Annotated in this window: 25 protein-coding genes; 6 read left to right on the top strand and 19 right to left on the bottom strand. The window is 71.6% G+C overall.

Annotated elements, in window-relative coordinates:
* Positions 1-88: 88 nt before the first annotated feature.
* Positions 89-1,030: a LysR family transcriptional regulator gene (locus MTF69_RS13825; RefSeq protein WP_243334057.1), complete on the bottom strand. Its 942-nt coding sequence runs from the start codon at positions 1,028-1,030 to the stop codon at positions 89-91.
* A gap of 70 nt (positions 1,031-1,100) precedes the next feature.
* On the opposite strand from MTF69_RS13825, the gene MTF69_RS13820 reads away from it, so the two are divergent.
* Positions 1,101-2,249, top strand: coding sequence for a TDT family transporter (locus tag MTF69_RS13820; RefSeq protein ID WP_243334055.1), 1,149 nt, complete (start codon positions 1,101-1,103; stop codon positions 2,247-2,249).
* Positions 2,250-2,260: 11 nt separating this feature from the next.
* Here MTF69_RS13820 and MTF69_RS13815 read toward each other — a convergent pair whose 3' ends face one another.
* Positions 2,261-2,986 carry a helical backbone metal receptor gene (locus MTF69_RS13815; protein WP_243334053.1) on the bottom strand — a complete coding sequence of 242 codons (726 nt, stop codon included), beginning with the start codon at positions 2,984-2,986 and terminating at the stop codon, positions 2,261-2,263.
* Positions 2,987-2,990: 4 nt separating this feature from the next.
* The gene (locus tag MTF69_RS13810; RefSeq protein ID WP_279345743.1) at positions 2,991-3,644 is read right to left on the bottom strand and encodes an XRE family transcriptional regulator; all 654 of its coding nucleotides are present in this window, start codon (positions 3,642-3,644) and stop codon (positions 2,991-2,993) included.
* Between the two features lie 186 nt (positions 3,645-3,830).
* Here MTF69_RS13810 and MTF69_RS13805 point away from each other — a divergent pair, with 186 nt between their 5' ends.
* From MTF69_RS13805 to MTF69_RS13790, 4 genes are all read left to right on the top strand, one after another.
* On the top strand, positions 3,831-4,736 hold the full coding sequence (locus tag MTF69_RS13805; RefSeq protein ID WP_243334520.1) for a 5'-3' exonuclease: 906 nt from the start codon (positions 3,831-3,833) through the stop codon (positions 4,734-4,736).
* Between the two features lie 61 nt (positions 4,737-4,797).
* Positions 4,798-5,646, top strand: a complete 849-nt coding sequence (locus MTF69_RS13800) for a siderophore-interacting protein (RefSeq protein WP_243334052.1) — start codon at positions 4,798-4,800, stop codon at positions 5,644-5,646.
* An 81-nt stretch (positions 5,647-5,727) separates the two neighbouring features.
* The gene (locus MTF69_RS13795; protein ID WP_243334050.1) at positions 5,728-7,272 is read left to right on the top strand and encodes a serine hydrolase; all 1,545 of its coding nucleotides are present in this window, start codon (positions 5,728-5,730) and stop codon (positions 7,270-7,272) included.
* Positions 7,273-7,290: 18 nt separating this feature from the next.
* Entirely contained in the window at positions 7,291-8,256 is a 966-nt protein-coding gene (locus MTF69_RS13790; RefSeq protein WP_243334048.1) for an RluA family pseudouridine synthase, read from the top strand.
* Between the two features lie 67 nt (positions 8,257-8,323).
* On the opposite strand, the gene MTF69_RS13785 is transcribed toward MTF69_RS13790, so the two are convergent.
* The 13 genes from MTF69_RS13785 to MTF69_RS13725 all read right to left on the bottom strand — a co-directional run bounded on the left by MTF69_RS13785 (position 8,324) and on the right by MTF69_RS13725 (position 21,459).
* Positions 8,324-8,974, bottom strand: coding sequence for a helix-turn-helix domain-containing protein (locus MTF69_RS13785; RefSeq protein ID WP_243334047.1), 651 nt, complete (start codon positions 8,972-8,974; stop codon positions 8,324-8,326).
* Positions 8,975-9,064: 90 nt separating this feature from the next.
* Entirely contained in the window at positions 9,065-11,926 is a 2,862-nt protein-coding gene (locus MTF69_RS13780; protein ID WP_243334046.1) for an RNA helicase, read from the bottom strand.
* An 85-nt stretch (positions 11,927-12,011) separates the two neighbouring features.
* Positions 12,012-12,950, bottom strand: coding sequence for a diacylglycerol kinase (locus tag MTF69_RS13775; protein ID WP_243334044.1), 939 nt, complete (start codon positions 12,948-12,950; stop codon positions 12,012-12,014).
* A gap of 37 nt (positions 12,951-12,987) precedes the next feature.
* Positions 12,988-13,953: a twin-arginine translocase subunit TatC gene (tatC, locus tag MTF69_RS13770; RefSeq protein WP_243334042.1), complete on the bottom strand. Its 966-nt coding sequence runs from the start codon at positions 13,951-13,953 to the stop codon at positions 12,988-12,990.
* Positions 13,954-14,014: 61 nt separating this feature from the next.
* Complete coding sequence (tatA, locus tag MTF69_RS13765; protein ID WP_243334040.1) at positions 14,015-14,314, bottom strand: Sec-independent protein translocase subunit TatA; 300 nt, start codon at positions 14,312-14,314, stop codon at positions 14,015-14,017.
* A gap of 170 nt (positions 14,315-14,484) precedes the next feature.
* Positions 14,485-14,685, bottom strand: a complete 201-nt coding sequence (locus MTF69_RS13760) for a hypothetical protein (protein WP_243334039.1) — start codon at positions 14,683-14,685, stop codon at positions 14,485-14,487.
* Positions 14,686-14,711: 26 nt separating this feature from the next.
* Positions 14,712-14,924 (bottom strand): CpXC domain-containing protein, encoded by a 213-nt coding sequence (locus MTF69_RS13755; RefSeq protein ID WP_243334037.1) that lies wholly within the window; start codon positions 14,922-14,924, stop codon positions 14,712-14,714.
* A gap of 23 nt (positions 14,925-14,947) precedes the next feature.
* Complete coding sequence (locus MTF69_RS13750) at positions 14,948-15,970, bottom strand: YafY family protein (protein ID WP_243334035.1); 1,023 nt, start codon at positions 15,968-15,970, stop codon at positions 14,948-14,950.
* Between the two features lie 92 nt (positions 15,971-16,062).
* Positions 16,063-17,025, bottom strand: coding sequence for a YafY family protein (locus tag MTF69_RS13745; protein ID WP_243334033.1), 963 nt, complete (start codon positions 17,023-17,025; stop codon positions 16,063-16,065).
* Positions 17,026-17,170: 145 nt separating this feature from the next.
* The gene (locus MTF69_RS13740; protein ID WP_243334032.1) at positions 17,171-17,548 is read right to left on the bottom strand and encodes an FKBP-type peptidyl-prolyl cis-trans isomerase; all 378 of its coding nucleotides are present in this window, start codon (positions 17,546-17,548) and stop codon (positions 17,171-17,173) included.
* A gap of 49 nt (positions 17,549-17,597) precedes the next feature.
* Complete coding sequence (locus MTF69_RS13735; RefSeq protein ID WP_243334030.1) at positions 17,598-18,536, bottom strand: FKBP-type peptidyl-prolyl cis-trans isomerase; 939 nt, start codon at positions 18,534-18,536, stop codon at positions 17,598-17,600.
* Positions 18,537-18,671: 135 nt separating this feature from the next.
* The gene (gene pafA / locus MTF69_RS13730; RefSeq protein WP_053678744.1) at positions 18,672-20,033 is read right to left on the bottom strand and encodes a Pup--protein ligase; all 1,362 of its coding nucleotides are present in this window, start codon (positions 20,031-20,033) and stop codon (positions 18,672-18,674) included.
* A 124-nt stretch (positions 20,034-20,157) separates the two neighbouring features.
* Positions 20,158-21,459, bottom strand: a complete 1,302-nt coding sequence (locus tag MTF69_RS13725; RefSeq protein WP_243334518.1) for an MFS transporter — start codon at positions 21,457-21,459, stop codon at positions 20,158-20,160.
* Between the two features lie 160 nt (positions 21,460-21,619).
* On the opposite strand from MTF69_RS13725, the gene MTF69_RS13720 reads away from it, so the two are divergent.
* Positions 21,620-22,621: a LacI family DNA-binding transcriptional regulator gene (locus MTF69_RS13720; protein ID WP_243334028.1), complete on the top strand. Its 1,002-nt coding sequence runs from the start codon at positions 21,620-21,622 to the stop codon at positions 22,619-22,621.
* A 64-nt stretch (positions 22,622-22,685) separates the two neighbouring features.
* Here the strand turns inward: MTF69_RS13720 and prcA are convergent, their stop codons facing one another.
* The 3 genes from prcA to MTF69_RS13705 are packed head-to-tail and all read right to left on the bottom strand — an operon-like array spanning position 22,686 to position 24,868.
* Positions 22,686-23,450 (bottom strand): proteasome subunit alpha, encoded by a 765-nt coding sequence (gene prcA, locus MTF69_RS13715; RefSeq protein ID WP_243334026.1) that lies wholly within the window; start codon positions 23,448-23,450, stop codon positions 22,686-22,688.
* A gap of 51 nt (positions 23,451-23,501) precedes the next feature.
* Entirely contained in the window at positions 23,502-24,341 is an 840-nt protein-coding gene (prcB, locus tag MTF69_RS13710; protein ID WP_243334024.1) for a proteasome subunit beta, read from the bottom strand.
* The gene (locus MTF69_RS13705) at positions 24,293-24,868 is read right to left on the bottom strand and encodes an endonuclease VII domain-containing protein (protein WP_243334516.1); all 576 of its coding nucleotides are present in this window, start codon (positions 24,866-24,868) and stop codon (positions 24,293-24,295) included. Before MTF69_RS13705 ends, prcB begins: the two co-directional genes overlap by 49 nt.
* Positions 24,869-24,889 lie beyond the last annotated feature (21 nt).

The following is a 24,889-nucleotide window of genomic DNA, read 5'->3' as shown; positions in this document are numbered from 1 at the left end:
GCAGGACCCACAGGGGTCGCCGGGCCGGCCCGGGCCGCGTCGGGTCCCCGGGCCGGGCCGGGCCGGGGGTGAGCGCCGGCCCCGGGGGTCAGCGCCGGGTCAGCGAGAGCAGGTCCCGCGCCGGCCCGGCCGGCCGCGCCCCCGCGGGCCACACCGCCCGCAGCTCCCGCTCCAGCCCCGCCCCGAGCACCGGCACGCACACCAGCCGCCGCCCCGCCAGCTCGTCCCCGACCGCCAGTTCCGACAGCACGCACGGCCCCGCCCCGCTCACCGCGGCAGCCTTCACCGCGGTGGTGGAGGCCAGTTCCAGCAGCGGCTCCGCCAGCCCCCCGCACCCGGCCAGCGCCGCGTCCAGGACCTGCCGGGTCCCCGACCCCCGCTCCCGCAGGATCAGCGGGGTCGCCGCCAGCTCCGCCGGCTCCACCCCGCGCGTGCGCCGCGCCCAGGGGTGCCCGGGGGCCACCGCCACCACGAGGCGGTCCTGCGCGATGACCACCGAGTCCAGTCCCTCCGGCACGCTCAGCCCCTCCACGAACCCGAGGTCCGCCTCGTGCGCCAGCACCCGCTCCGCCACCACCGCCGAGTTCCCCGCGTGCAGCGACACCGCCGTGTCCGGCCGCTGCCCGCGCAGCGCGATCAGCCAGCCGGGCAGCAGGTACTCCGCGATGGTCATGCTGGCCGCGACCCGCAGCCGGGAGTCGCGGCGGCCCCGTAGCGCCTGCGCGCCCGCGTCGAAGGCCTCGGCCGCCTCCACCACCCGCCGGGCCCAGTCCGTGACCAGCGCCCCCTCCGCGGTCAGCGTCGATCCGCGCGGGGAGCGGTCCACGAGCGCGACCCCGAGCCGGGTCTCCATCGCCCGGATCCGGCTGCTGGCGGCGGGCTGGGTGATCCCGAGCCGCCGCGCGGCGGCGCTCAGACTGCCCACGCGCGCGACCGCGAGCAGCAGTTCCATGGCCCCCAGGTCCGGGACCCGGTGGGCCAGCGGAACCTGCCCCTCGACCCACTCCTCATTACCGCGCCCATTCCCCATAACTTCAGTTTATGCCCTCATAGGAAGAGACCCTCTGCCGTCCGGCCCCGCCCGACGGGACGCTGGACCCATGGCCACCACCCTCGTACGCCCCGGTCCCACCACCCCCGGGACCCCCGCCGCCCCCGCGATCCCCGGCGCCGCAGCCCACAAGGCCCCCTCCCTGCGGCACCTCGGCCCCAACTGGTACGCCTCCGTCATGGGCACGGCGATCATCGCCAATGCCGGCGCGACCCTCCCGTACCAGCTCCCCGGCCAGCGCGTGGTCTGCCAGATCTTCTGGGTGCTGGCCGCCACCGCCCTCGCGGTCCTGCTGACCGCCCGGGCCGGCCACTGGCTCCACCACCGCGACCAGGCCCGCGCCCACCTCCTGGACCCCGCCGTGGCCCCCTTCTACGGCTGCCTCTCGATGGCCCTGCTGGCCGTCGGCGGCGGCGCGCTCATCGTCGGCAAGGACCTCATCGGCGTCCCCGCCGCCGTGGCCGTGGACACGGTCCTGTTCACCGCCGGCACCGCCATAGGCCTCCTCGCGGCCGTCGCCGTCCCCTACCTGATGGTGGTCCGCCACAAGGTGGAGGCCCACCAGGCCACCCCCGTCTGGCTGCTCCCCGTGGTCGCCCCCATGGTCTCCGCCGCGCTGGGCCCCCTGCTCATCCCCCATCTCCCCGCCGGCCAGGCCCGCGAGGCCATGCTGCTCGCCTGCTACGCGATGTTCGGTTTGAGCCTGCTCGCCACCCTGCTGCTGCTCCCCCTGATCTTCGGCCGGCTGATCGTCAGCGGCCCCCTCCCCCTGGCGCTGACCCCGACCCTGTTCCTGGTGCTGGGCCCCCTCGGCCAGTCCACCACCGCGGTGAACTCCCTCGCGGACATGGCTCCCCAGTCGATGCCCGGCCCCTACTCCGGCGCCTTCTCCGCCTTCGCGGTCGTCTACGGGGTCCCCGTGATGGGATTCGCCCTGATGTGGCTGGCGCTGGCCGCGGCGATGCTGCTGCGGGCCGCCCGGGACGGCATGGGGTTCGCCATGACCTGGTGGGCGCTGACCTTCCCCGTCGGCACCTGTGTCACCGGCGCCGCCGGGCTGGCCCGGCACACCGGACTCACCGCCTTCTCCTGGCTGGCCGCGGCCCTCTTCCTGGCCCTGCTGACCGCCTGGCTCCTGGCCGCCGCGAACACCCTGCGCGGCCTCGCCACCGGCCGCCTGCTCGCCGCGCCCCGCTAGAGCGCGCCCCGCTAGCGCGAGGCTGCTGCCCGCAGGGCCGCCCCCAGCACCGCCGGGGCCCCGGCCAGCGAGGGGCCGTACCAGGTCAGGTGGCGGCCGTCGACGAACGCGGCCGGGATACCGGGGAAGGCCTCGGGCCCGTCCCCTGCGCTGAAGCGGTACGGCTCGTCCGGGAACACCACGAGCCCGCAGCCGGCGGCGGCCAGCTCGGCCGCCGGGATCCTCGGGTACCGCTCCGCGTGCCCGGCGTAGGCGTTGCGCACGCCGAGGCGGGCCAGCAGGTCCCCCGCGAAGGTGTCGCGGCCCAGCACCATCCAGGGCCGGCGCCAAATGGGCACGAAGGCCGTCCGCGGCGGTCCGACGGGCTCCACGCGGGCCCACGCGGCCTCCGCGTCCGCCAGCCACCGGGGCCGCTCCAGCCCCATGGCCCCCACCAGCACCCGGTCCAGTTCGGCGAACGCCTGCGGCAGGTCCCGTACCTCGGTGACCAGGACCTCCAGCCCGGCCTCCCGCAGCGCCGCCAGGTCCGGCGCCCGGTTCTCCTCCTCGTTGGCGAGGACCAGATCCGGGCGCAGCTCCGCGATCGCCCGCACGTCGGGGTTCTTCGTCCCCCCGATGCGCGCCACGTCCCCCAGCGCGGCCGGGTGCGTGCACCAGTCGGTCACCCCGGCCAGCGCACCGGGCGCGCTCACGGCCACCGCCTCGGTCAGGGACGGCACCAGCGAAACGACCCGCATCCGGTCAGCGCCCCGGCGAGGGCGGCTCGGAGGTCGCGTGGATGTGTTCGCCGACCGCGACGATCAGGATCCGGGTGTCCTCGGTGACGGCCCGCCAGCGGTGGCGCACCCCGCCGGACAGGAACAGCGCGTCGCCGTTCTCCAGCCGGTACGCCCGCCCCTCGGCCTCCACCTGGCAGGCGCCCGAGACCACGTACATCAGCTCGTCGTTGCGGTGCTGGTACTCGCGGCCCGCGTCCTGGTCCCCGGTGAACTCCAGCGCGTGCAACTGGTGGTGCCCGCGCACGAGGGGCCGTACGCCGGGAACCGGGGTCAGCGCCGAGTCGTCGCCGGCCCGTACGAGGTCCACGGTGCGCGCGGTGTCGGAGGCGGCCAGCAGATCGACGGCCGTGGTCTCCAGCGCGTCGGCGACCCGCTCCAGGGACCGCATGCTGGGCCGGGCCCGCTCGTTCTCTATCTGGCTCAGGAAGGGGACCGACAGTCCGCTGCGCGCGGACACGGCGGCCAGGGTCAGGTGCAGGGCCCGGCGCCTCTTGCGCACGGCCACGCCCACCCGGAGCGGTTCCCTGGAGTCCTTGTCCCGGTCCCGCTCCTTGTCGTCCGCGCCGGTCGTCGCTCCGCGTCCGTTCTTGCCGTCGGTGCCGTCCCTGTCGTCCATGGCGGGGCTGCCCTCCCCTTGTTTCCGGTGGTCCGGTCCGTCGCACAACGCACATCGGTGTGCTGTAAGCACCTTACGCAGCAACCGGCTCCGGTTTCGCGCTCAAGGGCAGAGGAGGCCGTACCCGCGCCACTTTCCGTTTCCCCCCGGTGCATCATCGTGACCGTGACGACGACACGACGCCTGATGCTCCTGGACACCGCTTCCCTCTACTACCGCGCGTACTTCGGCGTGCCGGATTCCGTGAAGGCCCCCGACGGAACTCCGGTCAACGCCGTCCGCGGCCTGCTCGACTTCATCGGCCGCCTCGTGCAGGACCACCGGCCCGACGACCTGGTCGCCTGCATGGACGCCGACTGGCGGCCCCACTGGCGGGTGGAGCTGATCCCGTCCTACAAGGCCCACCGGGTCGCCGAGGAGACCGCGGTCGGTCCGGACGTCGAGGAGACCCCGGACACCCTGGCCCCGCAGGTCCCGATCATCGAGGCGGCCCTGGACGCCTTCGGCATCGCCCGTGTGGGGGTCGCCGGGTACGAGGCCGACGACGTGATCGGCACCCTGACCGGCCGCGCCACCGGCCCGGTGGACATCGTCACGGGCGACCGGGACCTGTACCAGCTGGTCGACGACGCGAAGCAGCGCCGGGTGCTGTACCCGCTGAAGGGCGTGGGCACGCTCCAGGTGACCGACGAGGCGTGGCTCCGCGAGAAGTACGGGGTGGACGGCCCCGGCTACGCCGACCTGGCGCTGCTGCGCGGGGACCCGAGCGACGGTCTGCCGGGCGTCCCCGGCATCGGCGAGAAGACGGCGGCGAAGCTGCTGGACGCCTACGGAGACCTGGCCGGGATCATCGCGGCGATCGAGGACCCCACGTCCAAGCTGACCCCCACCCAGCGCAAGCGGCTCGACGAATCCCGGCCATATCTGGCGGTCGCCCCGAAGGTGGTCCAGGTCGCCTCGGACGTTCCGCTTCCGCCGTTCGACCCGGCGCTCCCGGCCTCCCCGGCCCAGCCGGATCTGGTCGCGGCTCTGGCTCACCGATGGGGTCTGAGTGGAGCAGTTGAACGGCTGAGCAGCGCACTGCGCTCCTGAGGTGCTAACTTAGGTAATCCTAAGCTTCACGGAGTCAGGGTCGGAAAGTCAGGGAGACGTCGTGGCAGAAGGACGCGCCCGCAAGGTCGGCACCGCAGTGGTCGTGCGGACCGAGCGGTTGAGTCCGCACATGGTGCGGATCGTGCTGGGCGGTGCGGGGCTGGCCGGATTCGGTGCGGGCAGGTACACCGACCACTACGTGAAACTGCTCTTCGCACCGGCGGGCGTCAGCTACACCACCCCCTGGGACCTGGACCGGATCCGGACGGCCCACCCCCGCGAGGAATGGCCGCGCCAGCGCGCGTACACGGTGCGCGCCTGGGACCCGGCCCACCTGGAGCTGACCCTCGACTTCGTGGTCCACGGCGACGAGGGGCTGGCCGGCCCCTGGGCGGCCCGCGTCCAGCCGGGTGAGCTCGTACGCTTCCTCGGTCCGGGCGGGGCCTACGCCCCGGACCCGGTCGCCGGCTGGCACCTGCTGGTCGGCGACGAGAGCGCCCTGCCGGCGATCGGCGCGGCGATGGAGCGGATGCCCGTCGGGGCGCGGGTCCACGCGCTCGTGGAGGTCCAGGGCCCGGGCGACGAACTGAAGATCGCCACCCGCGACGGCACCGTCCCGGTCTGGATCCACCGCGGCTCCCGCCCGGTCGGGCAGGCGCTGAACGAGGCCGTCCAGGCCCTGCACTTCCCCTCCGCCGACGTACACGCATTCGTGCACGGCGAGGCCGGCTTCGTCAGAACCCTGCGCCGCCACCTGCGCATCGACCGCGGCATCCCGAGCGAGCGCCTGTCCATCTCCGGCTACTGGCGCCTGGGCCAGACGGACGAGGGCTGGCGCGCGATCAAGCGGGACTGGAACGCGGAAGTCGAAGCCGAGCAGGAACGCCCCCTGGCCGCCGCCGCGTCCTGACGCGGAATCCCGCGGCGAGCGGCAGTACGGGCCCACGGCCCCCGCAAGGCGGTATGACCCGTTCGGCGGCACAATGGGCGCATGCGTACGCTCCGCGCATTCACGGCAGCCGGAGCAGCCGCCCTCCTGGCCACGGCCGGGACCGCGACCGCCGCGCCGAGCCCGCCGCCCGCGCCCACCGCCCAGCTCACCGACGCCCAAGTCGACAAGGCGGTGGGGCGCCTCGATGCGACGGTCGCCGAGATGATGCGCCGCACCGGGGTCCCGGGCGTCTCCGTCGCCGTCGTCCACGACGACAAGGTGGTCTACCTCAAGGGCTTCGGCGTGCGCCGCGTCGGCGACCCGGCCACGGTGGGCCCCGACACCGTCTTCCAGATCGCCTCGCTCTCCAAGCCGGTCTCCTCCACCGTCGCCGCCGGGGTCCTCAAGGACCCCGCCGACTTCGACCGGCACACGGAGCTGCCCGGCTTCGCCCTCAAGGACCCGTGGGTGACCTCCCACGTCACCGCCGCCGACCTGTTCTCCCACCGCAGCGGCCTGCCCGACCACGCCGGCGACCTCCTCGAAGACCTCGGCTACGACCAGTCGTACATCCTCGGCCACCTGCGCCTGGCGCCCCTGACCCCCTTCCGCGCGAGCTACGCCTACACCAACTACGGATTCACGGCCGCCGCCGAGGCGATCGCCCGCGCCCAGGGCGCCACCTGGCAGAAGCTCAGCGCCGACACCCTCTTCAAGCCCGCCGGCATGACGCACACCAGCACCGAGTTCCAGGCCTTCGTCGACGCCCCCGAGCACGCCGCCACCCACGTCAAAACCGCCGACGGCACCTGGAGCCCCCGCTACGTCCGCGATCCCGACGCCCAGGCCCCGGCCGGCGGGGTGAGCAGCACGGCCCGCGACATGTCCCGCTGGCTGCGGCTCCAGCTCTCCGGCGGCACCCTCGACGGCAAGCGGATCATCCCCGCCGACACCCTGGCCCGCACCCATCTCCCCGAGATCGTGTCGCAGCCGCCCGCCTCCCCCACCGGCCGCACCGGCTTCTACGGGCTGGGCTGGAACGTCAACTACGACGACGCCGGCCGCCTGCGCCTGAGCCACTCCGGCGCCTTCGACCTCGGCGCCAACACCAGCGTCAGCATGCTCCCGCTGGAGAAGCTCGGCATCGTCGTCCTCACCAACGGCGCCCCCATCGGCCTCCCCGACGCCGTCGCGGCCGACTTCTTCGACACCGCCGAACACGGGAAGGCCACCACCGACTGGCTGGCCCTGACGGGCGCCCTCTACGCCCAGATCGACGCGGAGGGCCGCTCCCCCACCGACTACGCCCACCCGCCCACCGGGGCCAAGCCGGCCGGGGAGGACTCCTCGTACACCGGCACGTACGAGAACCCCTACTACGGCAAGGCCACCGTGGCCGCCACGAGCGAGGGCAAGCTGACCCTGTCGCTGGGCCCGGAGCCGATGGTCTTCCCCCTCACCCACTACGACGGGGACACCTTCAGCTACGAGACCGCCGGGGAGAACGCGGTCGGCCGCACCGGGGTGTTCTTCTCCCCCGCCGACCGCACGGTCCGCATCGAGTACCTGGACGCCGACCACCTGGGAACGTTCACCAGGGGGTAGCCGCATAGCCTGTACCCGGTGAAGCGCAGATCCCACATCCCCGACGCGCCCCTGACCCAGGTCTCCGGCATCGACCCGGTCCGCATGCGGCTGCCCCCCGACCCGGACGGGACCTGGCCGGACCTCGGCTCCTACCTCACCGCACGCTACGAGGGCACGCGCGGCGCCGAGTCCATGGCCCGCCTGCTGCGGGACGGCCGGGTGCTGGGCCCCGGCGGCCGGGTGCTGCGGCCGCAGGACCCGTACGAGCCCGGCGGCTTCCTCTGGTTCCACCGGGACATGCCGCCCGAGCCCGTGGTGCCCTTCCCCATCGGGGTCGTGTACCGCGACGAGCACCTGCTGGTGGCCGACAAACCGCACTTCCTGGCCACCACCCCGCGCGGCAGCCACGTCTTCCAGACGGCCCTGGCCCGGCTCCGGGTGGAGCTCGGCCTGCCCGCGCTGAGCCCCGCGCACCGGCTGGACCGGATGACCGCCGGGCTGGTGCTGTTCAGCATCCGCCCCGAGGACCGGGGCGCCTACCAGCTGATGTTCCAGGAGCGGCGGATCCGCAAGGAGTACGAGGCGCTCGCGCCCCACGACCCGGCGGTGGAGTTCCCCCGGACGCTGCGCAGCCACATCGAGAAGGTGCGCGGGGTGATGGCGGCGACGGAGGTCGCGGGCGCCGAGCCCAACGCCGAGACCCGGGCCGAACTCCTCGCGGTCCGGGGGGCCACCGGGCGCTACCGGCTGACCCCGCACACCGGGCGCACCCACCAGCTGCGCGTGCACATGAACAGCCTGGGCCTGCCGATCCTGGGCGACCCGGTCTATCCGGTGGTCCGCGATCCGGCGCCCGACGACTACCGGCGTCCGCTCCAGCTCCTGGCCCGCACCCTGGAGTTCACCGATCCGGTCACCGGGATCGCGCACCGGATCGAGAGCGGCCGCACGCTGCGGGCCTGGGAGGACCGGCCCGGCTGGGAAGAGGGATCCGAGGACTAGCCTGAGGCCTCAGGGCTGAGGGCTGACGCCTGAGGGCTGACGCCTGAGGCCTGAGGGCCGGGAAGCCCTAGCGGCGGACGTCCGCGATCCGCAGCGCCGCGTCGGCGGTGGCCTCCGCGAAGGCGGCCACCGGGCGTGCCGGATCGGAGCGGTGGATCAGCATCACGCCTTCGATGAGGCCGAAGACGAGATCGTTGCGGAGCATCAGCCCAGCCCGGTCACCGGCGAGTTCGACTCCGACGCAGGTCCCGTCGAGCAACTGCCGGTAGATGTCCTTGAGTTCCTGGCGCATCCGGCGGAAGCGGGCGAAGCGCGCACCGGAGACCTCGGGCAACAGGTAGAGCGCGCCCAGGTTGTACGGCCCCCCGCACAGCAGCATCACGTCCGAGCGGCACAGCTCCCAGAGCCGGCGGGCGGCGGGCCGGTCCGCTTCCCGGACCAGGCGGCCGGCCAGCTCCAGGGAGGGCGCGACCGTGGACTCCAGGAGTTCGGCGAGGAGTTCCTCCTTGCCGCCGAAGTAGTGGTACATCGTGGCCTGGCGCATTCCGGCCCGTTCGGCCACCGCCCGCGTGGTGGTGGCCGCGTACCCCTTCACCGTGAACAATTCGGCCGCCGCGTAGAGGAGTTCCTCGCGCGGCGGCCGCCCGCTGGCCGGTCTCAGCTGGTCGGCGCGTGGCCGACCGACCCGTCTCGGCCCGTCATCCGTTCCACCAGTCATGGCCTGATCTTCCCACAGGACACACCGAAGTGATCATGGCAAGAGGTGAGATCCAGCCATGACCACTTCTGGAGGAACCTACAAGTCCGGCTATCCCACCGAGCTGTAGGCCACCACACCCCGCAGCAGCGCGTCCACCGCCTTGCGGGCATTGCGGGCCACCGTGCTGCCACCCCCCGAGGAAGCCGAAGACGGAGGCGCGGAGGAGGAGGGCGCCGCGGCGGCCACCTGCCCCAGGACGTCGATGACCTGCTTGCACCAGCGCACGAAGTCACCGGCCGGCATTTCCGCCTCGCGCAGCACCTCGTCCAGGCTCTTGTCGGAGGCCCACTGGTACACCGCCCACGCGAAGCCGAGGTCCGGCTCGCGCTGGCCCACGCCCTCCGCCTGGTTGATGCCGTGCTCCTCCTCCAGCGCGTCGAGCCGGCCCCAGATGTGGACCATCTCGCCGAGGGCGGCCTTCGCCGCACCGCCCGGCACCTTCGGCGCCACCGCGTCGTCGGACTGCCGGGCCTCGAAGACCAGCGCCGAGACACAGGCGGCCAGTTCGGCAGGGCTCAGCCCCTCCCAGATACCGGCCCGCAGGCACTCCGACGCCAGCAGGTCGAGCTCTCCGTAGAGCCGGGCGAGCCGCCGCCCGTGCGGGGTCACCTCGTCCTCGCGCAGGTAGTCCAGGTCCGTCAGCAGCGCGTGGATCCGGTCGAAGGTGCGGGCGATGGTGTTCGTCCGGCCCTCGATGCGCTGCTCCAGCTGCCGGGTGTCCCGCTGGAGCCGGTGGTAGCGCTCCGCCCAACGGGCGTGGTCCTCACGCTCGTCGCAGCCGTGGCACGGGTGTGCCCGCAGTGCGGTGCGCAGCCGCGTGATCTCCCGGTCGTCGGCCGCGGCGGCCCTGCCGCGCGCGTGCCGCTCGACCGTGAGGTGCCCGGCCTTGCTCCGCAGCTGGGACGCCAGGTCCCGACGGGACTGCGGGGAGCGGGCGTTGAACGTCTTGGGGATCCGCATCCGCTCGATGGCCTCGACCGGGACCGGGAAGTCGATCCCGGCGAGCCGCTTGACCTGCCGCTCCACGGTGAGCACCAGCGGGCGCGGGCCCTCGGTGTACTCGTGCCCGCGGTGCCCGTTGGACCGCCCGGCCGGGACCCCCGGGTCCAGCACCAGCGCCAGCCCGGCGAACTTGCCCGTCGGGACGTGGATGATGTCCCCCGGCTTGAGCTTCTCCAGCGACGCGGCGGCCTGCGCCCGCCGCTGGGCGGCGCCCTGCTTGGCCAGGTCGTTCTCGCGGTCCTTGAGGTCGCGGCGCAGCCGCGCGTACTCCTCGAAGTCACCGAGGTGGCAGGTCATGCCCTCCCGGTAGCCGTCCAGGCCCTCCTCGTTGCGCTGCACCTGCCGGGAGATCCCGACGACCGAGCGGTCGGCCTGGAACTGCGCGAAGGAGGTCTCCAGCAGCTCGCGCGAACGGTGCCGCCCGAACTGCTGGACCAGGTTGACGGCCATGTTGTACGAGGGCTTGAAGCTGGAGCGCAGCGGATACGTACGGGTACCCGCGAGCCCGGCCAGGCCCGCCGGGTCCATGCCCCGCTGCCACAAGACCACCGCGTGGCCCTCGACGTCGATGCCGCGCCGCCCGGCCCGCCCCGTGAGCTGCGTGTACTCGCCGGGGGTGATGTCGGCGTGCTGTTCGCCGTTCCACTTGACGAGCTTCTCCAGGATGACCGTGCGCGCGGGCATGTTGATGCCCAGCGCCAGGGTCTCGGTGGCGAACACGGCCTTCACCAGACCCCGTACGAACAGCTCCTCGACGACCTCCTTGAAGGTCGGCAGCATGCCCGCGTGGTGCGCGGCGATGCCCCGCTCCAGGCCTTCGAGCCATTCGTAGTACCCCAGGACGTGCAGGTCCTCGGTGGGGATGGAGGCGGTCCGCTCCTCGACGATCTCGCGCACCTTCAGGCGGGCGGTGTCGTCGTTGAGCCGCAGCCCCGCGTACAGGCACTGCTGGACGGCGGCTTCGCAGCCGGCCCGGCTGAAGATGAAGTTGATGGCGGGCAGCAGTCCGTCGCCGTCCAGCCGGGCGATGACCTCGGGGCGCGAGGGGGTCCAGATCCGGCCGCGGGAGCGCCGCTCGCGCTCGCGGTCGGCCTCGCGGACCATCTTTCCGCGCCGCCGGTCCTTCGGGTTGTACCGGCTACTGTTCTCCTCGCGCGCCATCCGCAGCAGGTCGGGGTTGACCTCGCGGCGCGCGGAGCCGCGGCCGCCGTGGTCGGACCCCTCCTCGAAGAGGTCGTAGATCCGCCGGCCGGCCATGACGTGCTGCCACAGCGGTACGGGCCGCTCCTCGGAGACGATCACCTGGGTGTCGCCGCGCACGGTGTCGAGCCAGTCGCCGAACTCCTCGGCGTTGGAGACGGTGGCGGAGAGCGAGACCAGGGTCACCGACTCGGGGAGGTGGATGATCACTTCCTCCCAGACGGCTCCGCGGAACCGGTCGGAGAGGTAGTGCACCTCGTCCATCACCACGTAGCCCAGACCGACCAGCGCCTGCGAGCCCGCATACAGCATGTTGCGGAGCACCTCGGTGGTCATGACGACCACCGGAGCGTTGGCGTTGACGCTGTTGTCGCCGGTGAGCAGACCGACCTTGTCGGCGCCGTAGCGCTTGGCGAGGTCGGCGTACTTCTGGTTCGACAGGGCCTTGATGGGCGTGGTGTAGAAGCACTTGCGGCCCTGCTGGAGGGCCAGGTGCACGGCGAACTCGCCGACGATCGTCTTGCCCGAGCCGGTCGGCGCGGCGACGAGGACGCCCTTGCCGGCCTCCAGTGCCTTGCAGGCCTCGATCTGGTAGGGATCCAGGTCGAATTCGTACATCTCGCGGAAGGGCCACAGAGCGGTGGCCTCTTCGGCGGCGCGGATCCGGGCAGCGGCGTACCGCTCGGCGGGAGAAAGTTCTTCGGTCATCTTGTCATCGAGCCTACCCGCCGCCTCTGACAACAGTCGCGATCTTTTGCGCGGGCCCGTGCGGGCCCGGACGGGCCCGGACGTCCTACGCCAGGAGCCGCAGGGCCGCCGGGACGCAACTCGCGCTCACCGGGAGCGGCCCGAGGGGCTCGCCGTCCGCGTAGGCCGTGATGCCGGCCGCCTCCAGGGTCACCTTCGCGGCCCGGTGGACGGTGACCTTCGGGTGGTCGAGGTGAGTGCCCTTGTAGACCCGCGGGAAGACCTTCAGCAGGGTGGCCCGGCTGCAGTCGCCGACGACGACGATGTCGAACAGCCCGTCGTCGGGGACCGCGTCCGCGCAGATGCGCATCCCGCCGCCGTAGGAGGAGCCGTTGCCGACGGCCACCAGCGTGGCCTCGGTCTCCAGCACGGGGCCGCCGTCCAGGGTGATCCGGTACGGGAAGGGCCGGAAGGCGGCCAGCTCCAGAGCCATCGCCAGGTCGTACTTGAACCGGCCGGCCGGCAGCCGCATCCGGTTGCCCCGGTCGTTGACCCGCGAGTCGAAACCGGAGCACAGCACGGTCCCGTACCAGGTACCACCGGCGCCCTCCTCGGCCTCGTCCCCGGCTCCTGCCCGGGCCGCGGCCCCGCTCACCCTGCCGAGGTCGATCTCGCGGAGCCGGCCCTCCTTGAGCGCCTCGGCGGCCAGCCGGCCCGCCCGCGCCGGTTCCCGTACGGGCAGTCCCATCGCGCGCGCGAAATCGTTCCCGGTGCCCACCGCGACCACCCCGAGCGGCACCAGGGTGCCCGCGAGTGCCTGCAGCGCGAGGGAGACCATGCCGTCACCGCCGACCGCGATCACCGCTCCGGTGCCCTCGCGCACCGCGGTGCGCAGCCGGGCCAGTGCGTCGGGGGCGTCGCCGCCGACGACGGTCCGCACCGAGAAGCCGGCCTCGCGAAGCGCGGAAGCGGCCGGCTGCGCGGCGTGCGCGGCCCGGCCGCTTCCGGCGGTGGGATTGACGAAGAGGGTGATCTCAGCACTCACCCGCGGGAATGTACTAGCCAGGGCGGACCCGCGTCGATCAGGTGGCGTCGTCGTAGCCGTTGATCCGCTGGCGTCCGCCGTCGGCCTGCTCGGGCAGGGCGCCCGGGGCGGCCACCGCCTCGACCGCGCCCACCTGCGCCGGGGTCAGGTCCACCTCGGAGGCCTCGTCGTCGTCGAGGCCCGCGTCGGGGTTGTTCCGTGCCCGCCTGCGGTCGTTGAGGTAGCAGAAGAGGAGCGCGACGAAGTACAGGGCGACGATCGGCAGGGCCAGCGCCAGCATCGTCAGCGGGTCACCGGTGGGCGTCGCGAACGCCGCGAAGAGCGTGATGCCCAGCACCATGGCCCGCCACCAGCTCGCGAGCCGCGTCGCGGTCAGCACCCCGGTGACGTTGAGCAGGATCAGCAGCAGCGGCAGCTCGAAGGCCAGGCCGAAGACCACGACCATGCGCGTGATCAGGTCGAGGTAGTCGTCGACCGGCAGCAGGTTGCTCGCGTTGTCGGGCGTGAACTCCAGCAGGATCACCGCGGTCTGCGGCAAGACGCTGTACGCGAGGACCGCGCCGGCGCCGAACAGCGGCGCGCCGACCGCCACGAAGGCCACGGCGTACTTCTTCTCGTTGTTGTGCAGCCCCGGGGCCACGAAGGCCCACAGCTGGTACAGCCACACCGGCGCGGAGAGCACGAGACCGGCGGTCAGCGAGACCTTCAGTGCGATCGAGAACGGCGCGATGAGGCCGTTGACCGTCATGGCGGCGCAGGGACTCCCGTTGCGCTGCTCGGTCACGCCGTTGCTGCAGCCGACGGAGTCCAGGATCGGCTTCATCATGAAGTCGATGAGGTCCTTGTAGAAGAACGCGGCCACGATGGTGACCACGAGGACCCCGAGGACCGCCTTCATCAGCCGGTTTCTCAGCTCACGCAGGTGCTCGACAAGAGGCATCCGCCCTTCGGCGTCCTTTGCCTTCTGGTCCTGCTTCTCCTGCTTGCGGGCAGACTTGAGCAACCCACGTCCCTTGTCTCGTTGCAGTTGACTGGTGCGAGCGCGACCGGCGGACCGGCCGCCGTCAGCCCTGCGTGGTGTGGTTGGGCTCGTTCACGGGCCGGGCGCTGGTGACGTCACCGGGCGAGGCCTGGATCGTGCGCGGGGCCGTGGCCTGCTGCTGGGGCGCCGGGTCGGCGACGGAAGCGGCGGTGGCGGCGTCCTCCGCCTCCCCCTCCTTCTTCATCGCCTTCGCCTCGCTCTTGAGGATGCGGGCGGACTTGCCGAGCGAGCGGGCCATGTCGGGAAGCTTCTTGGCACCGAACAGCAGGAAGATCACGGCGACGATCAGGAGGATTTCGAGGGGCTTCAGGTTGCCGATCATGTGTGTCTTCCTTCTCACCGAAACGGCTGGTTGTGGTAGTCAAGACGGCCCGGACCGAGATCGGTGAGCCGTTCTGACATGGATCGTAACCCCCGGGGGTTAACGCCAGGCAATCCCCTGGGGCATCACCGCCTGCGTGATCAGACAGTACGACGGTTGCCCGACGATGGCTATGGCCGCACGGACCGCCCGGCCCTGGCCAGGCCCGTCGCGGCCTGCTCCAGCTCCGCGGAGGCCTCCGCGATCCGGCGCCCGGCGTCCGCGACCTGGACCGAGAGCCTGCGCACCTCCACGAAGACCCGCACGGCGAGCACGGCGAGGACGGCGAGCCCGAGGAAACCCAGAGCGATTGCGAACATCGGCCACAGCATGCGACGAGCCTAGGCCACCGGCCGCCTCACACGCTGCGCAGGGTGCTCACGCCGCCACCGGTCAGCAGTTCCACGATGCGCTCACCGGCCGGTTTGCGTACCGGAGCCCCGCACTCGGGACAGGTGAAGGAGTAGAAGGTCGTACGCCTGCTGCCGCCGATGGCCAGCCGCAGGGAGCCCGCGTCCAGCTCGAAGCGGGCCCGGCAGTCGGGACAGGACGCCTTGAACGCGACCGACATCGCGCGGATCCCCCCTCGCCCCCTCAGCCCTGTTCCCCGTCACTTTCGGTGCCGCTCTCGACGGCCACGTCCCCGGCTCCCGCCCCGCCCTCATACGCGGCGAGCGCCTCCCGGGCCGCCCGGCGGGCACTGTCCGCCAGCTCCACGGGGGCCACGATCCGCCCCTCACGGCCCAGCCGCAGCGCGAGGCGCCGCAGCGAGCCCGGGTCGGGGGTGCGCAAGGTGATCCGCAGGCCCCCCTCCGGCAGCTCCTCGGCGCTGTCGTGCGGGTAGTACTCGGCCACCCAGCGCCCGCCCGGACCGACCTCGACCACGACCTCCGGATCCTCGGCGGCCGGCTGGACCAGCCCCTCGGACAGATCACGGGGCTCGATGGCCGGCGGATCGGCCCGCTCGTCGAGCAGCCGGATCTCGGCCACCCGGTCCAGGCGGAAAGTGCGCCGGGCCTCGGAGAGGTGACACCACCCCTCCATGTAGGTGTGCCCGACGGCGAACAGCCGGATCGGGTCCACCGTGCGCTCGGTGAGCTCGTCGCGCGCCGGCGAGTAGTAGCGCAGCCACAGCCGGCGCCGCTCGGAGATGGCCCGGTCCACGTCGGCGAAGACCCCGCCCTCGGACTCGAAGGTCACCGAGAGCCGGGAACTGGCCCCGGCCGCCTCGCCCGCGGCCGCCTCCAGCTTGGCGGTGGCCCGCAGCAGGGCCTGGCGGTCCCCCTCGCGCAGGCCCGGCAGCGTGGCCACGGCCCGGGCCGCCACCAGCAGCGCCGTCGCCTCGTCGGCGGCCAGCCGCAACGGCTCGGCCGTGGACTCCCCCGACGCATCGGGGTTGCGCCACCAGATGCGCTCCCCGTCGGTGTCGATGTCGAGCAGGTCACCGCCCCGGAAGCTGGTCCCGCACATGGGCAGCACGTCGAGGTCCGAAATCAGCTCGTCCTCGGTGATCCCGAAGGCCCGGGCCACGTCCGCGACGTGCGCACCCGGGCGCTCGCGCAGGTACGTCACCAGGGACAGCATCCGGCGCGTCTGGTCGATGGCGTTGGCAGCCATGCTGGTACGTCTCCCCCTCAGGGCGTTGCTCACTGATCTTGCCCGGTCACCCGGCCCACCCGTCCGCCGCGCGCGGCCGCGCGCGGTCCGGATCAGCCCTTGGCCACGGCCCGCAGCCGGTCCACCACGCCGGCCCGCAGGTCGGCCGGCTCCAGCACCACGACGTCCGGGCCGAACTCCACCAGCCAGGCGTCCAGCCCGTGCCCGTACGGGATCTCCAGCTCGTCCCACTCCGCCCCGCCGGCCCCCTCGCGCACCGCCGTGGCCTTGGCCCGCAGCGGATAGCCCGCCCCCGCGCGCAGCCGGATCAGCGCGGAACGCTCCGCGCTCTCCCCGGCCCAGCTCGCCACGGTCTCCCGTACGGTCACCACGTCCGGGACCTCGGCGGTGTACTTGGCGGCGCGCGAGCGGACCTTGCCCGTGATCCGGGAGAGCCGGAACACGCGCTCCGCCCCGCGGTCGCGGTCGAAGCCCGCCAGGTACCAGTGGCCGCGCCAGCACTCCAGCGCCCACGGCTCGACCTGGCGGGTCTCGGGGCGGGCCGCGGTGGACTTGCGGTAGTCGAAGACCACGGGACGGCGGTCGCGGCAGGCGAGCATCAGCGGCTCGAAGGCCGCCTCGTGCACCGGGATCCGCGGCTCGATGGCACTGTGCTGACCCTCGTACGGGTCCGAGGCCTCCGGCATGCCGCCGGCGCGCAGCTTCTGCAGGGCGCCACTGGCCGCCCCGGCGAGCCGGGCCTGCTGCCAGACCTTGGCGGCGAGCCCGAGGGCCGCGGCCTCCTCGGCGTCCAGCGCCACGGGCGGCAGCCGGTTCGAATCGCGGCGGGCCAGGTAGCCCGTGTCGCCCTCCAGGTTCTCGACGGTCTCGATGACCAGCCCGAGCTCCCGCAGATCATCCTTGTCCCGCTCGAACATGCGGTTGAAGGACTCGTCGTTCCCGGCTTCCATGTAGGCCTCGATGGAACCGCGCAGTTCCCGCTTGCTGAGCGGCCGACGCGTCCCCAGCAGACACAGCGCCAGATTCATCAGCCGCTCGGCCTTGGCAATCGCCATCGACGCCCATCCGCCCTTCCAGACCTTCGAGTCGTGTCCCCGGTACACCCTCGTGACCGCTGACCGTACCGCCCCGATGGTCCAGGGCAAAAGCGAGGGCCCCTGCCTTCACGGCAGGGGCCCCACACGCTTCACGGCGGACCGATCAGGCGGCCATCAGGTCGCACACGAAGATCAGCGTCTCGCCCGGGGCGATGGCACCGCCGGCGCCCCTGTCGCCGTACGCCAGGTGGGCCGGGATCGTCAGCTTGCGACGGCCGCCGACCTTCATGCCCTGGACGCCCTGGTCCCAGCCCGCGATGACGCGGCCGGCACCGAGCGGGAACTGCAGCGCGGAACCGCGGTTCCACGAAGCGTCGAATTCCTCACCGGTGGAGAAGGCCACGCCCACGTAGTGGACGGAGACCATGGCACCGGCCTTGGCCTCGGCGCCGTCGCCGACCCAGATGTCCTCGATCACGAGGTCGGTGGGGGCCGGGCCCTCGGGGAAGTCGATCTCGGGCTTCTTGAGCTCGTTGCTCACGGAACTGCTCCTCAAAAACTTACGAACAGGGGGTACAACCCGGACAGTCTTACACCACGGCGAGGATGTCGAGGCTGAAGACCAGCGTCGAGTTGGCCGGGATGGGGCCCTGCTCCTTGTCACCGAAACCCTGGTCCGCCGGGATGACCAGCAAGACGCGGCTGCCGGCCTTCTTGCCGACGATCCCGTCCTTCAGACCCTTGACCTGGAGCTCCGCCAGCGGCCACGTCTCCGTCGTGTCGGTGCCGTACGTGCTCTGGAAGGACTTGTCGTCCTTCCACGTCTTGCCGTTGAACTTGACGACGACGCTGTCGGTGTCCTTCACGACCGCGCCGTCGCTCTCCAGGACGTAGTTCGACACGAGCTTCGCCGGCGGCGCGACGTCCTTCGGGACGGCCACGGAGACTTCCTTGCCGTCCGTGTTCGTACCGACCTTCGGCAGGGCGGCGTCCGTCTGCGGGACCTCCTTGCCCTTGGCCGAAACCGGGACGGAGGTGCCCTTGACGATGTCCACGACGAAGACCAGCGTGGCGTTCGCCTTGATCTTGTCGCCCGAGCCCTGCTCGCCGTAACCGAGGTCCGGCGGAATCACGAGCTCCAGACGGCTGCCGACCTTCTTGCCCTCCAGGCCCTGGTCCCAGCCCTTGATGACCTGACCCGCACCGATGGTCACGTCGAACGGCTTGTCCTTGCCGAAGCTCTGGTCGAACGGCTCCTTGCCGTCCCAGACCTGGCCGAGGTAGTTGACCTGGGCGATGTCGCCCTTCTTCAGCGCCGGGCCATCACCCTCGCTGACGGTCACCACCTTCAGTTCCTTCGGCGGGGTGCCCTTCCCCTTCGACAGGGTGGGGGTCTCCCCGAACTTCGCGCCCTTCGTGATCGCGGGCGCCCCGTTCTTCATCTCGGCGGAGTCGGAGCCGCTGTCGCCACAGGCCGCTGTCGACAGCAGCAGAAGGGGTACGACAAGCAGGCCGGCAAGTCGGCGCACGTGTTCCTCAGATCTCAGACGGCACATAGGTCGTCGCCACTCTAAGGCGTGGACAGGGCCCCGTACGAGATCCGTACGAGGCCCTGGCCAAGATCAGTGCGATGCGCGCGTCGCCACGCAGCGCCCTGCCTGCCCTCACATCCCCGCGATCAGCTTCTCCACCCGGTCGTCCACCGACCGGAACGGGTCCTTGCACAGCACCGTGCGCTGCGCCTGATCGTTCAGCTTCAGATGCACCCAGTCGACCGTGAAGTCCCGCCGCTGCTCCTGCGCACGACGGATGAAGTCACCCCGCAGCCTCGCCCTCGTCGTCTGAGGAGGCACCGACTTGCCCTCGAAGATCTTGAGGTCGTTGCAGATCCGCGCTGCCTGCCCCTTGCGCTCCAGCAGGTAGTACAGCCCGCGCCTGCGGTGGATGTCGTGATACGCGAGGTCTATCTGAGCCACCCGCGGATTCGACATCGTCATGTTGTGCTTCGCCCGGTACCGCTCGATCAGCTGGTACTTCATCACCCAGTCGATCTCGGTCCCGATCCGGTCCAGGTCCTCCGCGTCGATCGCGTCCAGCGTCCGGCCCCACAGCTCCAGCACCTGGTCCACGACACCCGTACGGATGCCCCGGCGCTCCGCGAAGTCCACCGCCTTGTCGTAGTACTCCCGCTGGATCTCCAGCGCGGAGGCCTCCCGGCCGCTCGCGAGGCGCACCTTGCGCTGACCCGTGATGTCGTGACTGACCTCCCGGATCGCCCGGATCGGGTTCTCCAGCGTCAGGTCCCGCATCACCGTGCCCGCCTCGATCATGCGCAGCACCAGATCGGTCGCCCCGACCTTCAGCAGCATGGTCGTCTCGGACATGTTCGAGTCGCCCACGATCACGTGCAGACGCCGGTAACGCTCCGCGTCCGCGTGCGGCTCGTCGCGCGTGTTGATGATCGGCCGCGAACGCGTCGTGGCCGAACTGACACCCTCCCAGATGTGCTCGGCCCGCTGACTCACGCAGTAGACCGCACCCCGGGGCGTCTGCAGCACCTTGCCCGCACCGCAGATCAGCTGCCGCGTGACGAGGAACGGGATCAGAATGTCCGCCAGCCGGGAGAATTCCCCGTGCCGGGCCACCAGGTAGTTCTCATGGCAGCCGTACGAGTTTCCCGCCGAGTCGGTGTTGTTCTTGAACAGATAGACGTCGCCCGCGATTCCCTCCTCGTGCAGGCGGCGTTCGGCATCGACGAGCAGGCCTTCGAGAATGCGCTCGCCGGCCTTGTCGTGGGTGACCAGTTCGATCAGGTTGTCGCATTCGGGAGTTGCATACTCCGGATGCGAACCCACGTCGAGGTAGAGGCGGGCGCCGTTCCGCAGGAAGACATTGCTACTGCGGCCCCATGACACAACACGGCGGAAGAGGTAGCGCGCCACTTCGTCAGGAGACAGTCGGCGCTGTCCCCTGAACGTGCACGTGACGCCGTACTCGTTCTCCAGCCCGAAAATGCGGCGGTCCATGACTGAACATTACGCCTTCTGCTCTGTTCTGAAACCGAGTTCGCAGGCGCCGTTTCGATCATTTTCCCGAGAGACCACCCCTGCGCCCGCCCGCCACGCGCGCGCCACACGCCCACCGGCCCGACTAAGACCCCGTCACCGAGGCCTCCGCAGAGCCCTCCAACGGCCCCGCCGAGCCACCCGCCGAGCCACCCGCCGGCTGCCCCGCCACCGACCCCTGCCCGGAACCCGCCACCGCACGGCTCTCACCCGCACGCGCCAGCACCCGCTGAGTGACCGTCAGCACCAGCAGCGCCGCGACCCCCGCCACGCTCGCCACCGCGAAACCCGCCGCCGTACCCCCCGCCTCCACCGAAGGACCCGCCGCCGCCGTACCGATCGCCGCACCCACCCCGAAGAACGTCACCAGCCACGAGAACGCCTCCGTCACCGTGCCCGCCGGAGCATGCCGGTCCACCACGATGAACGCACACGCCAGAGCCGGAGCCAGGAACACACCCGCCAGCGCCGCGAACGCCGTCATCGCCACCACACCCGGCACCAGCATCAGCGGCAGGTAACACACCGCCAGCAACGCCAGCAGCACCCAGAGCCGCCGCTCCGGCGCCCCCGCCCACTGCCGCGCCCCGTACAGCACGCCACCGAACAGCGCGCCCAGACCCAGCGCCGCCATCAGCCAGCCGTACACCGCCTGACCACCGTGCTCGTCCGCGTACGCCACACCCGCCACCGTGATCGACCCCAGCGCCGTCCCCACGAAGAAGAACGCCCCCAGCAACGCCAGCAGACCCCGCGAACGCAGCGCCCCCAGCCAGTGCGCCTCCCGCGGCTCCGAACGCCACGTGCGCGAGGGCTCCGACACCACGACCGACAGCGCCCCCAGCACCCCGATCCCGTTGAGCACCAGCAGCGCCGCCGCCGGATCCCACAGCGCCACGCACAGCGTCACCAGCAGCGGCCCCACCGTGAACATGACCTCCTGGGCTACCGCGTCCATCGCGTACGCCGCGTGCACCCGCTCCTCCTTGCCGCCCAGCACGCTCGGCCACAGCGCCCGCAGCCCGCCCTCCAGCGGCGGCGTGAACAGCCCCGCGACCACCACCGCCGCGTACGCCACCACCACCGACCCGGTACCGGCCAGCGCCAGCCACACCATGCCCAGCGCCGACACCACCGCCGCCGGCAACTGCACCCGCGGCTGCCCGAACAGGTCCACCGCCCGCCCCAGCAACGGCTGCCCCACCGCGTTCGACACCCCGTACGCGGCCGCGAGCGCCCCCGCCAGGCTGTAGCTGCCGCCCTCCGCCCGGGTGAACAGCACGATCGCGATCGGCCCCGTCCCGTTCGGCAGCCGGCCTATGAGCGTGCCCACCAGCAGCCTCGCGGCATGCCGGGTCCTGAGCAGCTCCGCGTAACCCGCGGCCATGTCCGCCCCCTCCTCCGCCCGGACCCAGCCGGGAACCACCCAAGTAATACGTATAACGTGACCGGTCATACGTACCATGACCACAGTCGGACGGTCCACCCACCCGACCCCCACACCCCACCCCCACACCCCCCGCGACCTCGCACTACAGGAGCACCGTGTGACGAGACCCACCAGCCGCGACGTGGCCACCGCCGCCGGAGTCTCCCAGGCCACCGTCTCCCTCGTCCTCGGCGACAAATGGCGCGGCCGCGTCTCCGAACGCACCGCCGACCACGTCCGCCACACCGCCACCGAACTCGGCTACCGCCCCAACCTCGCCGCCCGCAACCTCCGCCTCGGCTCCACCCGCACCGCCCTCCTCGTCGTCCCCGCCCTCACCAACGAATTCTTCGCCCGCGTCTACACCGGCGCCGCCCGCATCGCCGCCGAACACGGCTTCGGCGTCGTCCTCTACCCCTCCCCCGACGGCACCGGCCCCGCCCGCAACCCCTTCGCCTCCGCCCGCGCCGCCCTCGACGGAGTCATCGCCTCCTCCATGGCCGCCGACGCCCTCCACGCCCTCGGCGGCGACGCACTCCCCCTCGTCATGCTCGACAGCGACCCCACCGCCGACACCGCCCACGCCCACGTCAACCTCGCCATCGCCGACGGCATGCGCCAAACCACCGAACACCTCCTCACCCACGGCCACCACCGCTTCCTCCACCTCGCCTCCGCCATCGACTCCTGGACCTTCGACGTCCGGGCCAACGCCCTGGCCGCCCTCCTGCCGCCCCCCGCCGAGCTGTGCACCGTACGGGCCCACCTCAGCGTGGAAGCCGCCCGTACGGCCATGGAGAGCGCCCTGGACACCCCCGCGGACCGCCGCCCCACCGCCATCGTCTGCGACGACGACATCCTCGCCGCCGGCGCCTGCAAAGCCGCCCGCCGCCTCGGCCTGCGCATCCCCGAGGACCTCTCCGTCACCGGCTTCGACGACCTCGCCCTCGCCACCGCCGTCGAACCCGAACTCACCACCGTCCACCTCCCCGCCGAACGCGTCGGCGAACAGGGCATGACCGCCCTCCTCGCCGTCCTCGAAGGCACCCCCTGGACCCCCGTCGACATCCCGGTCCACCTCGTCGTCCGCGACTCCACCGGCCCGGCACCCGGCATCTGAGCCCGGGAACGCGAAAGCGCCCCCGACCCGAAGGCCAGGGGCGCCCACCCACTCCGTACGCGCTCTACTCGGCTTCCTCTTCAGGAGCCTCGTCGTTCGACACGGCATCCGCCTGAGCCGCCGCCGGAACGTCCGCCTCCAGCAGCCGCGACAGCTGCCGGCCACGGATCCGCTTGAACTTGCGCTGCTGCGACCGCGTACGGTCCAGCACCGCCACCTCCAGCCGCTCCGCCGGGATCGTCTTGTCCGCGCCGTTCGCCTGACTCGACAGCGCCTGCACCGCCAGCTTCAGCGCGTCGGGCAGGGTCATCCCGTCCTGGTGGCGCTGGTCGAGGAAGGTGCTGATCTGCTCGGCGTTGCCACCAACGGCGACCGACCCGTGCTCGTCGACGATCGACCCGTCGTGCGGCAGGCGATAGATCTGGTCCCCGGCAGCGGTCGCACCGACCTCCGCCACCACCAGCTCCACCTCGTACGGCTTCTCCCCCGCACTCGAGAAGATCGTGCCGAGCGTCTGCGCGTAGACGTTCGCCAGCCCACGGGCCGTCACATCGTCACGGTCGTAGGTGTATCCACGCAGATCGGCGTACCGCACACCGCCGATGCGCAGGTTCTCGTACTCGTTGTACTTGCCGGCGGCCGCGAAGCCGATCCGGTCGTAGATCTCGCTGAACTTGTGCAGCGCACGGGACGGGTTCTCACCGACGAACACGATGCCGTCGGCGTACTGGATCACAACAAGGCTGCGACCGCGGGCGATGCCCTTGCGGGCGTATTCCGCCCGGTCGGCCATGGCCTGCTGGGGTGACACATAGAACGGAGTCGACACCGGCTTTCCGTCCCTTTCTTCTGGACGACGAGGAGGTCAGGGCGGGGCTGGTCAGAGCAGGGCGGCGCGCGGACCGTCGGGCTGCTCCAGCCGGCGGTTCGTGATCTTGCGGGCCAGCTCCGAGGACTCCTCGTCGGTCAGCCTGCGGAATCCCTCGTCGGTCATGACGGTGACGATGGGGTAGATATGGCGGTAGAGGTCCGGACCGCCCGTGGCCGAGTCGTCGTCGGCTGCGTCGTACAACGCCTGCACGACGAGCGTCGTGGCCTCTTCCTCCGTCAGCTTCGAGTGGTACAGCTTCTTCATCGAGCCGCGGGCGAAGATCGAGCCGGACCCGGTGGCGGCGTAGCCGTGCTCCTCGGAGCGGCCGCCGGTCACGTCGTAGGAGAAGATCCGCCCCCTCTCCTTGGCCTCGTCGTACCCCGCGAAGAGCGGCACGACGGCCAGGCCCTGCATGGCCATCCCCAGATTGCTCCGGATCATGGTCGACAGCCGGTTCGCCTTACCTTCGAGGGAGAGGGTCGCCCCCTCCACCTTCTCGAAGTGCTCCAGCTCCAGCTGGAACAGCTTCACCATCTCCACGGCCAGACCGGCGGTGCCGGCGATGCCGACGGCGGAGTACTCGTCCGCCGGGAACACCTTCTCGATGTCCCGCTGCGCGATCATGTTCCCCATGGTCGCGCGCCGGTCACCGGCGAGGACCACCCCGCCGGGGAAGGTGGCGGCCACGATGGTCGTCCCGTGCGGCGCCTCGATGACCCCGTCGGGCAGCTTCCGGTTGCCCGGGAGCATCTCGGGCTGGTGCGCGCCCAAGAAGTCCATGAAGGACGACGACCCCGGCGTCAGGAAGGCTGCCGGTAGACGCCCTGTGCTACGAGTGTTGGGTTCCACAGGTTTCCTTCCACGTAAGCGGCTGCACGCCTCAAGACGTCCGGCCGATCCTTGAGTTGCCCGATTCCTGCGTTGCAGCCGAAGCAAAGTACGCCTCGGACCTTACCCGTCTGATGATCGTGATCCACATGCTCCGCCGGAGCCTCTTGGCAGATCACGCAGACCCCGCCCTGGGCAGCGATCATCTCGTCACGCTCGGCCTCGGTGATGCCGTAGTGCCGCTTGAAGTACGAGGCCCGGTTCCGTTGTGCTCGGCAGTCACGGCAGTAGCTGGCCCAACCGTCCGAGCTCGTCTTGTTCCGCTCCCACTCCGCGTGGGACTTGATCTCCCCGCATTGGGGACACCGCTTGTGGCCCGACGGTACGGGAATCTTCTCCCGTACCGTCCGCCCCTTCGCTTCTTGCCGCTGTTTGTAGTGATCAGCCTGGCACTCACGGCAGTACGCCTGAAAGCCGTCCCGCATCGCGCGATTACTCGCGAAGGCCTCGAATGGTTGAACACGCTTACAGCGCGAGCAACGCTTCATTCCCTCAGGCGCCGCCTCGGC

The sequence above is a fragment of the Streptomyces sp. AP-93 genome, assembly GCF_022808175.1.
Classification (GTDB): domain Bacteria; phylum Actinomycetota; class Actinomycetes; order Streptomycetales; family Streptomycetaceae; genus Streptomyces.
This window is presented reverse-complemented; position numbering and strand designations above follow the sequence as displayed.

Coding starts and splice junctions, on each gene's coding strand:
- MTF69_RS13815 (WP_243334053.1), bottom strand. CDS start 2,986: ATGCGGGTCGTTTCGCTGGTGCCGTCCCTGACCGAGGCGGTGGCCGTG.
- MTF69_RS13785 (WP_243334047.1), bottom strand. CDS start 8,974: ATGACTGGTGGAACGGATGACGGGCCGAGACGGGTCGGTCGGCCACGC.
- MTF69_RS13805 (WP_243334520.1), top strand. CDS start 3,831: ATGCTCCTGGACACCGCTTCCCTCTACTACCGCGCGTACTTCGGCGTG.
- tatA (WP_243334040.1), bottom strand. CDS start 14,314: ATGATCGGCAACCTGAAGCCCCTCGAAATCCTCCTGATCGTCGCCGTG.
- MTF69_RS13745 (WP_243334033.1), bottom strand. CDS start 17,025: ATGGCGATTGCCAAGGCCGAGCGGCTGATGAATCTGGCGCTGTGTCTG.
- MTF69_RS13795 (WP_243334050.1), top strand. CDS start 5,728: ATGCGTACGCTCCGCGCATTCACGGCAGCCGGAGCAGCCGCCCTCCTG.
- MTF69_RS13750 (WP_243334035.1), bottom strand. CDS start 15,970: ATGGCTGCCAACGCCATCGACCAGACGCGCCGGATGCTGTCCCTGGTG.
- MTF69_RS13760 (WP_243334039.1), bottom strand. CDS start 14,685: ATGCTGTGGCCGATGTTCGCAATCGCTCTGGGTTTCCTCGGGCTCGCC.
- MTF69_RS13755 (WP_243334037.1), bottom strand. CDS start 14,924: ATGTCGGTCGCGTTCAAGGCGTCCTGTCCCGACTGCCGGGCCCGCTTC.
- MTF69_RS13810 (WP_279345743.1), bottom strand. CDS start 3,644: ATGGACGACAGGGACGGCACCGACGGCAAGAACGGACGCGGAGCGACG.
- MTF69_RS13820 (WP_243334055.1), top strand. CDS start 1,101: ATGGCCACCACCCTCGTACGCCCCGGTCCCACCACCCCCGGGACCCCC.
- MTF69_RS13825 (WP_243334057.1), bottom strand. CDS start 1,030: ATGGGGAATGGGCGCGGTAATGAGGAGTGGGTCGAGGGGCAGGTTCCG.
- pafA (WP_053678744.1), bottom strand. CDS start 20,033: ATGGACCGCCGCATTTTCGGGCTGGAGAACGAGTACGGCGTCACGTGC.
- MTF69_RS13705 (WP_243334516.1), bottom strand. CDS start 24,868: ATGAAGCGTTGCTCGCGCTGTAAGCGTGTTCAACCATTCGAGGCCTTC.
- MTF69_RS13725 (WP_243334518.1), bottom strand. CDS start 21,459: ATGGCCGCGGGTTACGCGGAGCTGCTCAGGACCCGGCATGCCGCGAGG.
- MTF69_RS13780 (WP_243334046.1), bottom strand. CDS start 11,926: ATGACCGAAGAACTTTCTCCCGCCGAGCGGTACGCCGCTGCCCGGATC.